Raw genomic sequence first — 12,440 nt, 5'->3', positions numbered from 1 at the left:
GTCCACCGCACAGCGCCGGTTCACCCAGGCCCGAGCGACCAACTACCCCGCCCGGTCATGGATCAACCGGGTGTCCGGCTCCGGGACCAGGCCGGGTCGTGCGAGGTCGGCGGCGATGCGGCCGAGATCGGTCTGCACCCGCCCGAAGAGCGCGCGCTCGCAGGTCGCGACCAGGCGATGGATGTCACCGGTGTCGTCAGCGGTGGCCGGTCGCGCCCGGTATCCGGACGGCAGCCCTGGCATGAGATCTGGCAACGGAGATCACTCCCAGGGCGGCGGTGTCACCTACAGGTACAGCACCGCGACAGTCTTCCGCCCGGCCCAGGCGTCATCAACCGATCAACCCGAACACCGGCGGCGTATCGCAGGGATTGCCCTCCGCAACCACCCGGCAGCAGAGCGGGGATCTCACTGGCCGATCGCGATGACGGGGTGGTCGGCGGGGTCGATCCAGTGCATGGTGCGGGTCATGAAGGCGGCGGGGACGGCGACGCAGCCGCCGGTGTCGCCGGCCTTCGGGCCGAGGTCGTGGAGGAAGATGCCGGCGCCGCGGCCCTTGACGACGGGGGCGGTGTTGAAGTCGATGACCAGGACGTTCTCGTACTGGACGGGGTAGTTGACGAGGTGTTCGCTGCCGAGGGGGCCGTCCTCGGTGAGGTGGAAGCCGCCCTGGGTGTCGGTGCGCAGCTGGTTGTAGTGGGCGGAGGAGGGGTCCTGGACCCACCAGTCGTGCGGGGTGACGTGGTGGTAGGGCATGCGGGTGCCGGGGTCGGGGGCGAGGCCGAAGGACCGGGTGATGGTGTAGGTGCCGGTGGGGGTGGTTCCGGTGCCCTGGACGCGGGTGAGGCCGCTGTGCAGGCCGCCGGATCCGATCCGCGCGTCGGCGGTGGTGGCGAGCGGCTGCCATCGGCCGTCCCGGCGGTCCCACAGGGTGACGGTGGCGTGGGTGCCGTCGCCCTTGACCGTGATCACCTGCTCGGTTGCCGGGCCGGCCGCCACCGGGACGGGGAAGGGTCCGTCGTCGGCGGTCGCGCCGTACGCGGGGACGGCACCGGTGACCGCGAGGGCGAGGCCGAGCGCAGCGGCGGCCGACAGCCGGCACGCGCCCGGGCCGCGGCGGGTGACGGGACGTTTCCAGGAGGCGACGACCATCGAGAGGTCCCTTTCGATCCGACCAGGACGGGCGCGGCGGGCGGGGGCACACCGTCCACGCGGAACCCATGATCGGCCGACCGGCACCGCGGGGCCGGTACCGACACCACCGGCGTGTCCGCTCAACGCTCGGCGATCGGTCCGGCGGGCGCGAGCAGGGTGCGCAGGGAGCGGTTGTGGCGGCGCAGCCAGGCGCGGTAGGCGGGGTTGACGCCGGCGAGGTCGAGGTAGGCGCGGCGCAGGTCGGTCCAGAGTCCGTCGAGGGCGGGGCCGCCGATGGCTGTCGGGCGCCAGGTGAGCAGGAGCCGGTGGGCGAACGGGTCGCCGTCGACGGGGCGGAGCACGGTGCCGGGGCCGGGTGGCGAGGTGGGCTGGAAGGGGCGGACGGCTTCGCCGGAGGCGACGAGTTCGGCGGCGGTGGCGTTGTCGCGGACCTGGACGACCCGCGGGTCGAGGCCGGCTTCGGCGAAGACGCGGCGCAGGGCGGCGTACTCGTGGTCGGCGGTGGGGTCGACCATCCAGGTGTCGTGCGCCAGGTCGGCGAGGGTGACGACCGGGCGGGCGGCGGCCGGATGGTCCTCGGCGAGGGCGACGAACTGGGGTTCGCGGGCCATCAGGACGCGCTGCTCGGTGCCGGGCGGCACTTGCAGGGGGAAGCCCTCGCTCTCGTGGACGAAGGCGATGTCGAGTTGTTCGGCGGCGACGAGCTGGAGCAGGGCGATGGCGGAGATGTCGATGTGGATGGTGGTGTCGGTGTCGGGGAGCCGGTCGTGGACGCGGCGCAGCCAGGCGGCGACGGCGCGGCTGCCGACGCTGCCGATCCGCAGTCGTCGCCGGCCGGGTCGGGTGGCGGCTTCTTCGCGGGCGGCGGCGATGAGGGCGTCCATCTCGCCGATGACGGGTCTGGCCCGGGAGAGGACGGAGTGGCCGAGGGCGGTGGGGCGGCTGCCGGTCCGGTCGCGGGTGAACAGCTTGCCGCCGATGGTCCGTTCGATGCGGTGCAGTTGGGTGGTGAGGGAGGGCTGGGTCATGCCGAGGCGGCGGGCGGCCTTGCGGACGCTGCCGGTGTCCGCGACCGCGCACAGCACCCGGAGGTGTCGTACGTCGAGCTCCACATCGGGAGCATAACCGGGCATTCCCCATATGCCAAGTGCATGTCAAGACTGCCCAACGAGACGTCAAAGAGCTGTTCAGCAGGGGATATTGGCCGGTGCTATCGCCGGTTGCCATCTGCGCGGCCCGCCCGGGCTGCCCCAAGCTCGGTGCATCAACCCGTCACCGTGTCCCGGCCCGGCCTCCCCACGGCCCCCGGGACCCGCGAATGGAGTCCCCCACATGAACCGCTCCATGACCGTGCTCGCCGCTGCCCTCGGACTGGTCCTGGCGGCCGGCGCCGCTGCGGTGCCCGCCACCGCGGCGCCCGTCCAGCAGAGCACCCAGGGCTACACCGCCACCGCGGGCTTCGCCGGTTCCGCCGCCGAGGACGCCGACAGCCAGGCGTTCTACCAGGCCGTGATGACGTCGGCGCTGGCCAAGCAGGCCGCCCACCCGTACCTGAAGGCCGTCGTCGTCACCTATGACGCCAGCAGCGCTCCGACGTTCAAGAACGTCATCGCGCAGAGCGCCCAGATCTGGAACAGCTCGGTGAGCAACGTGCAGCTGCGCTCCGGCAGCAACGCCGACTTCCGCTACTACGAGGGCAACGACTCCCGCGGCTCCTACGCCAGCACCGACGGCCACGGCAGCGGCTACATATTCCTCGACTACGCGCAGAACCGGCAGTACAGCTCGCTGCGGGTGACCGCCCACGAGACCGGCCACGTCCTCGGCCTGCCGGACCACTACTCCGGCCCGTGCAGCGAGCTGATGTCGGGCGGCGGCCCCGGCACCTCCTGCACCAACCCGTACCCGAACTCCACCGAGAAGCGCAAGGTCAACAACCTCTGGGCCAACGGCTTCGCCATGGCCGGCTGACCTGGCTGACCTCCTGCCCGACACGACGCCGGCCCGGCCCCACCACCGTGGGGCCGGGCCGGCGTCGTGTCGGGCACAGCCCGGCGGCGGCCGGTCAGACCGGGCTCGGGGCCGGTTCCGGCTCGGCGGCTCGGGAGGCGGGGTTGCGTCGCGGGAGCAGCAGCGGGGTCGCCAGCAGCAGGACGCCGGCCAGGGCGATGGCGGTCCGAGGGCCGAGCAGCGCGCCCAGGACGCCCCAGACGGCGGTCAGCAGCGCGGTCGCGGCCTTGGTGGTGACCGCCCAGGCGGACAGCGTGCGGGTGACCCGGTCGGTGGCGGTGTGCCGGAGGCGGTAGGTCGAGTAGACCGGGTTGAAGACCGCGCAGCAGAAGATCAGCCCGAGCTCGACGCCCATCACCAGCAGCAGCCCCGCGGTACCGGGCCGCAGGAAGGCCAGGCCGACCGGCCACAGCGCGCGCAGCGTCCCGAAACCGACCATGATCCGGTGCTCGCCGAAACGGGCGGCGAGGGGCCTGGCCAGCCGCGAGCCGAGCAGGCCGCCGAGGGCGGGCGCCGCGAACGCGAGGCCGTACTGCCAGGGCGCGAAGCCGAACCGGCCGAGCATCAGGACGGCCAGCAGCGGTTCGGTGGCCATCACCAGGCCGTTGAACAGCGCGGTGTTGACCAGCAGCGGGCGCAGCGTCGGGTCGGCGAGGATGTACCGCCAGCCCGCCGCCAGATCCCCGGCCCGTAGGCGGGTGGCCGGTCGGCGCTCGGGGGGCGGCTCGTGGCCGCCGATGGCGCGGATGCCCAGGGCGGAGAGCAGGTAGCTGGTGGCGTCGGCCACGACCGTCGCCACCGGGCCGAGCAGCCCGGTCAGGGCGCCGCCGAGCGGCGGTCCGATGATCGTGGTGGTCCAGGTCGTGGACTCGAAGCGGGCGCCGGCGGCGAGCAGGTCCTCGGCGGGCAGCAGCGTCTTCAGGTACGCGCCGGAGGCGGCGCGGAAGGTGATGTCGGCGGCCGCGACGACGACCGAGACCAGCAGCATTTGCAGGAAGGTGAGCGCGTCCAGCGCGTACGCGGCGGGGATCGTCAGCAGGGCCGCGCACCGCGCCAGGTCCGTGGCGATCATGACCGGCCGCTTGCGGCGGAACTCCACCCACGGGCCGAGCGGGACCGCCGCGGCGGCGCCCACCGCGGCCCCGACGCAGGAGAGCGCGGCGACCTCGGCCGGGCCCGCGTGCAGCACCCGGACGGCGATCAGCGGGAACGCGCCGAAGGCGAGCCAGGTGCCCAGCGCGCTGGTGGCGTTCGCGCCCCACAGCCACCCGAACCGCCGTCCCAGCCGGCGGCCGAGCAGACCTCCCAGCCCCTCCCCGCTCGCCATGCCCGACGCCCCTCGTCCCGTTCCGCGTGCCCGATGCCGGCTCCCCGGCCCGCCGGTCGAGAGGCGGGCCGGGGACGCCGGAGCGAGCACCCTACCCGAGGAACGGACGACCGCCGGACCGGCGGCAGCGGCCCGGGGGACGGTGCCGCGGCGGGTCAGGGCTTGGCGGTCGCCGGGGCCTGGATGCGTCCCTGCAGCGCCTTGGACAGCTCCGCCACGCAGGCGGCGAGCTGTGCCGTCGTCAGCTGTCCCGGGTCGCCGCCGCAGTCGCCGGCCGCCGCCGGAGGCTGCGGCGTGGGAGCGGGCGCCGTGGGCGCGGGCGTCGGCTGGCCGCCCGGCGCGGTGATGGGGCCGCTCAGCGACACCAGGTTGGGCTTCACCGTGGCGTCGCCGGACAGGTCGATGTAGTCCTGGGTCTGCCCGTTGAAGTCCACGTAGCCGCGCCACATGTCCCGGCCGAACGGGATGATCTCCTGCAGCGCCCCGCCCTGGCCGGCGCTGATGGTGATCGAGGTCTGCTGCGCCATGTACGAGACCATCCGGCTGGCGAGCACGTCCAGGTTGACCGACGGGCTGTCGTCGCCGCGCACGTACACGTGCAGGTCGCCCAGACCGCCGCCGACCCGGTCCGCCTGCAGCACCGCGTACGCGACCACCAGCTGCGAGGAGCTCTCCCGCGGCACCAGCGGCGTGACGTAGTAGAGGTGTCCGTCCGCCTTGGAGCGCAGCAGGAACTCGCCCGGGTTGCCGGCGTTGGTGGCGGCGGAGGTGTGCGCGTAGCCGAAGCCGCGGTCGTCCTTGGCGCCGCGGCCGCCGAGCCACTGCACCTCGTGGATCTGCGAGCGGACGATCGAGGCGGGGTACACCGCGCCGGGCAGTTCGCCGGGGGCGACGGTGGCCCGGTACGTGATGTCGGGGCGGCCGTCCGAGGAGCCGCGCAGCACCAGCACGCCGGCCGGTTCCAGCACCGTGCGCTGCAGCCAGCCGGTCTGCCGGGCGACCGAGACGACGATCACCGGCTGGGCGGTGCGCGGGTCGGGGCCGTCGCAGTAGCCCCAGATGTCCTGGTCGCTGTAGACCAGGTCGGGGAACCGCTCGGCGAGCAGGTTGCGCAGGCTGACGGCGCCGGTGCCGGCGAACGCCCGGCCGAAGGCGTGGTCGCCCCGGTAGGCGCAGGTGGCGACGGTGTTCGACCGGCCGTCCCAGACGGCGATGCCCTCGGTCGGCTGCTCGCCGGAGCCGTCCAGGACGGCCGTCCACACGCCGCCGCCCTGGGAGGCGTCCGGCAGGTAGTGCAGGCTGTGGCCCATCAGGTGCACCCCGGAGGTCAGGCCGGCGCTGGCGGTGAGCGCGGCGGTCGCCGCCGCGTAGGAGGCGGTCCGCGCGTCGAAGTCGAAGTCGGGCATCGGCGCGGTCTTCACGCAGGCGGGGACGTCGGCGGTGCCGAGCAGGTCGCAGCGGCCGCCGTCGCCCTTGCGGGTGTGTTCGGTGACCGGCAGCACGGAGCGCGGGGTGGCCGCGCCGCCCGCCGGGATGTCCAGGACCGTGGCCAGGGCGTAGAAGCGGCCCGCGTCCTTGTCGTCGTCCCAGATCCCGGTGCCCGCCCGCACCAGCGAGCCGGCCACCGCCAGCAGCACCACGGCGAAGGCCAGCCGCACCCGCCGGTCGCCGAAGGCGGTCCCGGACGCGTCGGCGACGTACCCGACGACCCACACCGTGCCGAGCAGGCCGACGGCGACCCAGATCCAGAACAGCGGGGCCGCGTCCAGCACGCCGCCGTGCGGGAAGAACTGGCGCTCCATCAGCAGGACGTAGCTCTGGTCCTGCTGACCGAAACCGCCGAACAGCCCGTGCTTGACCCACCACGCCAGCAGTGCGACCAGCGGCATCCACAGCCACCAGACGGCCAGCGCCACCGCGCCGCGCCGCACCGCGCCCCGCCGGGCATCACGTATCGTCATCCGTCCCCCGTTCCTCGTCCCCGTTCGCCCCGCGACACTCCGGGACCCTGGGCGCTCCTTCCCGCCGTGCCCGTCCGGCAAGCCCTCCGCCGCAGAGTCTCCCGCACGCCTGTGACAATCAGCGGCGCCGGTGAATCTGCGGAGCCGCGGTGCTCCCCCGTGCCCGGCCGCAGGGGGAAGCACATACTGAAGGAATCCGGGGCATCCGGGGCATCCGCCGCTCGGCGCGCGGGCCGGCGGGTCCCCGGTGCGAGAGTCCGTCCGCCCGGTTGCGGCGGCGCCGGGCCCGGAGCCGGGCGGCCGGCCCGCGGCCGGGGGCGCCGCCGGGGACCGCGGTGGCAGCCGAAGGGACGTGGAACGATGTTCGACGATCGGCGGGACCGCCGGAGGGCCAACCGCGCGTTCGACCACGGCGACGGGGTGACCCGTTACCGCATGCAGCAGAAGATGATCGCCGTCGGGGACGACTACTGGATCGACAACGACTCCGGGGAGCACGTCTACCGCGTCGACAACAAGGTGCTGCGCGCCCGGCAGACGTTCCAGCTACAGGATCCGCAGGGTCACAAGGTGGCGACGGTCCAGAGCCGGCCGATGCGGATCAAGGACTCGATGGAGATCGGCGACGCGGACGGCCACCGGGTCGCCCTGGTCAAGAAGGCCCTGATCACCCCGCTCCGCAACCGGTGGACCATCCACCAGGAGGAGGGCGACGACCTGAGCGTCGAGGGCAATGTCGTCGACCACGAGTACACCATCGAACGCGACGGCTACAAGATCGCCGAAGTCTCGAAGAAGTGGTTCCGGGTCCGCGACACCTACGGGGTCGCCATCGCCGACGGGACCGACCACACCGTGGTCCTCGCCGCCACGGTGGCCATCGACTCGATGTCCCACCCCGGCTGACGCCCGGCGCGGCCCGGTCTGCGACGGGATCCGGCCGCCGCGGCCCCGGCGCGCCGGTCGAACCCGTACGCGGCCGCCGTACGGGCGCTCGAACCGCGGTGCGGACGGCGGGACCGGTGTGCCGGGTGGGCCCGGCGGTGACGGCCGGCGCCCCCGACCGGCCGCCGGATCCTTCCTGGTCACGGCCTCGGAGCCCGGTCCAGGAGGGCGTGAATTCGGCGTTCCGGACCATCGCCGGCGGGTACGACGCGCGGCATGGGCGTTCATCTCATCACAGGTTCGGGTTCGGGTATCGGGGCGGCCGTGGCCGCCCTCCTGGCGCAGCGCGGCGAGGAGTTGTGGCTGCTGGCCCGGGACGCGGCCCGCGCCGAGCAGCTGCGCGGGACGTTCCCGGGCAGTCGGACGCTGGTCGCCGACCTGGCCGAGCCGGCCGCGCTGGCCTCGGTCCTGGCGGACCAGAAGGGACCGGACCACCTCGACTCGCTGCTGCACGTCGCCGGGGTCATCGAGCCGGGCACGGTGGCGGACCTGGCGGCCGACCGCTGGTACGGCACGCTGGCGGTCAACCTGCTGGCGCCCGCCGAGCTGACCCGCCTGGTGCTGCCGGCGCTGCGCGCCGCGCGGGGGCACGTGGTGTTCCTCAACTCCGGTGCGGGGCTGCACGCTCCGCCGGGCCTGGGCGCGTACGCGGCCTCGAAGTTCGCGCTGAAGGCGCTGGCCGAGTCGCTGCGCGCGGAGGAGTACCCGTACGGCGTGCGGGTCACCGCGGTCTATCCGGGCGAGGTGGACACGCCGATGCAGGTCCGGCTGCACGAGCGCCTCGGGCTGCCGTACGACCCGTCCACCTGCCTCACCGCCGACTCGGTGGCCGCGACGGTGGTGGGGGCGCTGGACCTGCCGCGGGACGGCATGGTCAGCGATGTGATGCTCCGACCGGGCTGTTGAGCACCGGCGGGTGAGGGGGTGTCACGCGGGACCGGCGGGTCACCGCCCGTCCCGCGCGGCCGGCAGCGCGCCGTACGCCTCCTCCCCCATCAGCGCGCGGTAGCCGGGCACGCCGGCCAGCAACGCCCGGTGGGTGCCGATCACCGGCCGGGAACCGTCCAGGTAGAGCACCCGGTCGGCCCGGCGGGCGGGTCCGGGCCGGTGGGTGATGGCCACCACCGTGCCCGGGCGGGCCCGGAAGGCACGTTCCACCCGGAGCTCCGCGGCCGCGTCGAGGTGGCGGGTGGCCTCGTCCAGGACGACCAGGCGGGCGGGCGAGAGGTGGGCCCGGACCAGGGCGATCAGCTGCCGTTCGCCCGCCGACAGCGCCCGCGGGTCGATCTCGGCGGCCGGGCCGCCCAGGCGTTCCACCAGCGCGGTGGCGCCGAGCGCGGCGAGCGCGCGGGTCACCTCCGCCTCGGTGGCCTCGGGCGCCAGCCAGCGCAGGTTGTCGCCGAGCGGGCCGCCGAAGACGTACGGGTCCTGCGGCAGCAGCACCCGGACCCGGGCCAGCTCGGCCGCGGGGATCCGGGCGAGCGGGACGCCGCCGAGCCGGACCCGGCCGCGGTCCGGCGGCACGATGCCGGCGAGCACGTCGGCGAGGGTGGACTTGCCGATCCCGGACGGGCCGACCACCGCCAGGTGCTCACCGTCCGCGAGGGCGAGGTCGAGGTCGGCGAAGACCGGCTCGGCGGCCGGACCGTACGCGTAGCCGACGGCGGCCAACTGGACCGAACCGTCCTTCACCGTCCCGGAGTCGGCCCGGTCGGCGGGGCCTACGCTCTCCGGGCGGGCCGCCGCGGCGGCGAGCCGTTCGGCCGCCACCGCCAGCCGCAGCCAGGACGCCCCGACCCCCTGGACCAGCAGGCGCAGCGCCGGCTCCAGCGTGCCGGTCAGGTACGCGAGCACGCCTACCACCGCGCCGGCACTGAGCCCCCGCCGGACCAGCAGCGGCGCGGCGAGGACCACCAGCAGCAGCGGCAGGTGGGCACCGAGCGCGACGATCAGCCGCCGCAGCGCGGCCACCCGGGCGAGCGCCCGGGTGGCGGCCGCGTTGGCCTCCACCGCGGCGAGCACCTCGCGCTCGGCGTCCCGGTCGGCACCGCACGCGACCAGGTCCCGCAGGCCCTGGACCACCTCGACGAACCGCCGGGCCAGCTCCTCCTCGCTCGCGAACGCCTCCCGCTGGCGCCTCGCGGTGGCCGGGGCCAGCGCCGCGAACAGCAGCAGGGCCAGCAGCAGCGGCACCGCCACCAGGACGGCCGCGGCGGGCGCGAGAGCACCCGTCCCCACCACCACGGCCGCGACCGTCAGCGTGAACTGCGAGACCAGCAGCAGCTGCCCGGCCGTGGTGTCGCGCACCGCCTCCACCTGGCGGGTCAGCTGCGCCACGGCCACGGCGGCCGACCCGTCGGACCGGCCACGGGCCGCCACCGCGCGGTGCAACAGCCCGGTCACCACCTCGCGCAGCAGCCGGTCGCGCATCGGCTCCACCAGCCGGGCCAGCCACGGGTAGGTCTGCCGGGTCGACCAGGCGCCGACGGCGGCGGCCACGGCGAACACGGCGAGCCAGCCGGCGGCCTGGGCCGGGCGGTGACCGAGGAAGCCCCGGTCGACGGCGAGCGCCAGCGCCTTGCCCGACACCAGGGCGGGCAGCGCCGACCCCAGGTTCCAGGCCAGCAACCGCGCCAGGGCGCCGCGGTCGGCGCCCAGTGCGGTGCGCAGCAGCCGCGCGGCGGCCCGGCCGTCGGGGAGGTCCGCGGGCGGGGACGCGTTCCGGGCCGCGTTCCGGGTACGGCGGTCGGTGGGGAGGGGCATCGGCGGCTTCCTTCCGGGCCGGGGGGTGTCTGCGGATGCGCGGCGGGCGGATCAGTCGGCGCCCCGGAACACGGCGCGGTACGCGGGCTCGGACCACAGCTCGCGGTGCGGGCCGACGGCGCGGATCCGGCCCCGATGCAGCCAGGCCACGGTGTCGGCATGCGCGGCCGCGGCGGGCCGGCGGGTCACCAGCAGCCGGGTGCGCCCGTCCTGCGCGCGCAGCGCCCGCAGGACGGCGGCCTCGGTCGCGGAGTCGAGGCTGGAGGTGGCGTCGTCCAGCACCAGCAGACGGCTGTCCCGGGCGAACGCCCGTGCCAGGCCGAGGCGTTGGCGTTCGCCGCCGGAGAGCGGGGCGGCCGTGAGCGGGGTGCGGTAGCCGTCGGGCAGCCGCCGGACGAACGCGTCCGCCCGGGCCGCCCGGGCGGCGGTCCGGCTGCGCTGCCGGGCACCGGGCGGCGCGCCGAGCGTGATCGCCTCCTCGACGGTGGGCCCGTACAGGACGGGGTCGGCGAAGGCGCAGGCGACGGCGGTGCGCAGGTCGTCGGGCCGGATCTCGGCGAGCGGGACGCCGTCGAGCAGGGCCGTTCCCCGGTCGGGGGTCAGCAGTCCAGCGGCGACGGCGGCGAGCGCGGAGGTCTCCGCGTCGTCGGCCCCGACCAGGGCGGTCCACGTACCGGCGGCCAGGTCCAGGTCGACACCGTCCAGCACGCTCGTCCCCAGGGCGCGGACGGTCACCGCGCGCAGCTCCAGCCGTCCGCGCCCGTCGGGCAGCGGCCGGTCGCCGCGCGGGCGTTCCGGCGCGTCGAGTGCGTCGGCGAGCAGGACGGCTCCGGCCCTGGCGCGGGAGACGTCGAGCAGGCTCTGTGCGGCGCCGAATCCGCCGAGGCCGATCCCGGCGTAGCCGAGCGCGGCGAGCATCCCGCCGACGCTGAGCGAGCCGTACCCGACGGCGATGCCGGACGCGGCCAGGACGGCGAGCTGGGTGGCCGGTGCCAGCAGGCCGGCGGCCCAGGCGATGCGGCGCTGGCTGTCCCACATCCCGGTGCCCTGGCGGGAGAGTTCGGGGACGGGCCGCAGGACGCGTTCGATCTCGCACGCGGCGGTGCCGGCGGCGGCGATGCTGCGGCTGCCGGAGACGGCGTCCAGCAGGCCGGCGGCGACGGCGGCCTGTGCCCGCTGATAGCCCTCGCCGAGCCGGGCGGTCCGGCGGAGCTGGCGGCGGACGACCAGGTACCCGAGCGGCGCGGTGACGGCGAAGGCGAGGGCCGGCAGCGGCGCGAGCAGCGCGAGGGCGCCGACGGCTCCGGCGGCCATCAGCAGCTGGGCGGCGGAGTACACCAGGGCGGGCGCGGCCAGGGCGGCCTGCGGGGCTGCGGCGGTGAGGCGGGCGGCCAGCTCGCCGACCGGCGGTCGGCGGGCGGGGAGCGCCTCGCCCGCCGTCGTCCGGCACACCGTCGCCTCGCGCAGCCGGGCGGTGGCGTCGGCGGAGGCCCGTGGTCCGGCGTACTGGTTGAGGGCCTCGGCGGCTGTCAGGACCAGCAGGACCACCGCGAGGGGAACGGCGGCCGGGACGCCGGATCCCCCCAGGGCCCGGTCGGCGGCGCGGCCCAGGACGGCGGGCAGCGCCAGGGTGGCGGCGGTGCTCGCCGCGACCGAGGCGGCCAGGACGGCCGACCAGCGGCGGCCGTGGGCGAGCACCGGCAGCAGTCGGCCCCCGGCCGCGGGCGGGCGGCGGCGGGGGCCGTCGGGTGTGTCCGGGGCGCTCGCGGACCGGTCACCCGCGCGGGGGGCGGTCGGCGCGGAGTCGGCGGTGGTGGGCATGGCGCCTCCGGGGCGGTGGCCGGGCGGACGGACGGCAAGCGGTCGGGAAGCGGTCGGGAGGTCTGCCGGACGGACCGGGGTGGGCGCGACTCCCCTCGTGGCCGCGCCACCCCCGGTCTGCTCCGCGCCCGCGGCGCCGGCCGGAACGGCCACCGGGCCCCGGCCTCGTCCGGCCGGGACCCGGTGCCGCCGCGGTCAGCCGGCCCGGATCACTCCGGGCCGGGCGCCGGCGGGCGTGTCGACCGCCGGGAAGGGCGGGCGGTCGACCCTGCTGCTCAGAGGCAGAGCAGGGTGCTGACGGTGCTGTTGGTGCAGTTGACGGCGCTCAGGGAGCTGAGGACCGAGCGGAACTCGATGGTCTCCTCGGACGCCTCCAGCGCCTGCAGGCTCAGGATCGACATGGCCCCTCCTTGGGGTTTCGGTGGGTTTCCCGGCGTTCGCCGGAACTCGTGGGCGGC

At 75.7% G+C, this 12,440-nt stretch carries 11 protein-coding genes; 3 read left to right on the top strand and 8 right to left on the bottom strand.

Going from position 1 to position 12,440, the window contains the following annotated elements; all coding sequences use genetic code 11:
- Positions 1–42 precede the first annotated feature (42 nt).
- The 3 genes from FHR36_RS38050 to FHR36_RS38040 form a co-directional block, all read right to left on the bottom strand.
- Positions 43–255 carry a hypothetical protein gene (locus tag FHR36_RS38050; protein WP_253804792.1) on the bottom strand — a complete coding sequence of 71 codons (213 nt, stop codon included), beginning with the start codon at positions 253–255 and terminating at the stop codon, positions 43–45.
- Between the two features lie 153 nt (positions 256–408).
- Positions 409–1,152 carry a L,D-transpeptidase family protein gene (locus FHR36_RS38045; RefSeq protein ID WP_253804791.1) on the bottom strand — a complete coding sequence of 248 codons (744 nt, stop codon included), beginning with the start codon at positions 1,150–1,152 and terminating at the stop codon, positions 409–411.
- Positions 1,153–1,274: 122 nt separating this feature from the next.
- Positions 1,275–2,288 (bottom strand): LysR family transcriptional regulator, encoded by a 1,014-nt coding sequence (locus FHR36_RS38040; protein ID WP_253804790.1) that lies wholly within the window; start codon positions 2,286–2,288, stop codon positions 1,275–1,277.
- Between the two features lie 199 nt (positions 2,289–2,487).
- Here FHR36_RS38040 and snpA point away from each other — a divergent pair, with 199 nt between their 5' ends.
- Positions 2,488–3,126, top strand: a complete 639-nt coding sequence (snpA, locus tag FHR36_RS38035; RefSeq protein ID WP_253804788.1) for a snapalysin — start codon at positions 2,488–2,490, stop codon at positions 3,124–3,126.
- A gap of 94 nt (positions 3,127–3,220) precedes the next feature.
- On the opposite strand, the gene FHR36_RS38030 is transcribed toward snpA, so the two are convergent.
- Together FHR36_RS38030 and FHR36_RS38025 are read right to left on the bottom strand one after the other, a co-directional pair.
- Positions 3,221–4,492 (bottom strand): MFS transporter, encoded by a 1,272-nt coding sequence (locus FHR36_RS38030; protein ID WP_253804786.1) that lies wholly within the window; start codon positions 4,490–4,492, stop codon positions 3,221–3,223.
- Positions 4,493–4,647: 155 nt separating this feature from the next.
- Complete coding sequence (locus tag FHR36_RS38025; RefSeq protein WP_253804784.1) at positions 4,648–6,453, bottom strand: hypothetical protein; 1,806 nt, start codon at positions 6,451–6,453, stop codon at positions 4,648–4,650.
- A gap of 360 nt (positions 6,454–6,813) precedes the next feature.
- Here FHR36_RS38025 and FHR36_RS38020 point away from each other — a divergent pair, with 360 nt between their 5' ends.
- A complete protein-coding gene (locus FHR36_RS38020) occupies positions 6,814–7,359 on the top strand; it encodes an LURP-one-related/scramblase family protein (RefSeq protein ID WP_253804783.1) in 546 nt (181 codons plus the stop codon).
- 255 nt (positions 7,360–7,614) lie between these two features.
- Positions 7,615–8,304, top strand: a complete 690-nt coding sequence (locus FHR36_RS38015; protein ID WP_253804781.1) for an SDR family oxidoreductase — start codon at positions 7,615–7,617, stop codon at positions 8,302–8,304.
- A 39-nt stretch (positions 8,305–8,343) separates the two neighbouring features.
- Here FHR36_RS38015 and FHR36_RS38010 read toward each other — a convergent pair whose 3' ends face one another.
- The 3 genes from FHR36_RS38010 to FHR36_RS38000 all read right to left on the bottom strand — a co-directional run bounded on the left by FHR36_RS38010 (position 8,344) and on the right by FHR36_RS38000 (position 12,383).
- A complete protein-coding gene (locus tag FHR36_RS38010) occupies positions 8,344–10,161 on the bottom strand; it encodes an ATP-binding cassette domain-containing protein (protein WP_253804779.1) in 1,818 nt (605 codons plus the stop codon).
- Positions 10,162–10,212: 51 nt separating this feature from the next.
- Positions 10,213–11,982, bottom strand: a complete 1,770-nt coding sequence (locus FHR36_RS38005) for an ATP-binding cassette domain-containing protein (protein ID WP_253804778.1) — start codon at positions 11,980–11,982, stop codon at positions 10,213–10,215.
- A 275-nt stretch (positions 11,983–12,257) separates the two neighbouring features.
- Positions 12,258–12,383, bottom strand: coding sequence for a SapB/AmfS family lanthipeptide (locus FHR36_RS38000; protein WP_253804776.1), 126 nt, complete (start codon positions 12,381–12,383; stop codon positions 12,258–12,260).
- Between the last annotated feature and the right edge of the window lie 57 nt (positions 12,384–12,440).

The sequence above is a fragment of the Kitasatospora cinereorecta genome (genome assembly GCF_024172095.1).
In the GTDB taxonomy this organism is placed as follows: Bacteria; Actinomycetota; Actinomycetes; order Streptomycetales; family Streptomycetaceae; genus Kitasatospora; species Kitasatospora cinereorecta.
This window is presented reverse-complemented; position numbering and strand designations above follow the sequence as displayed.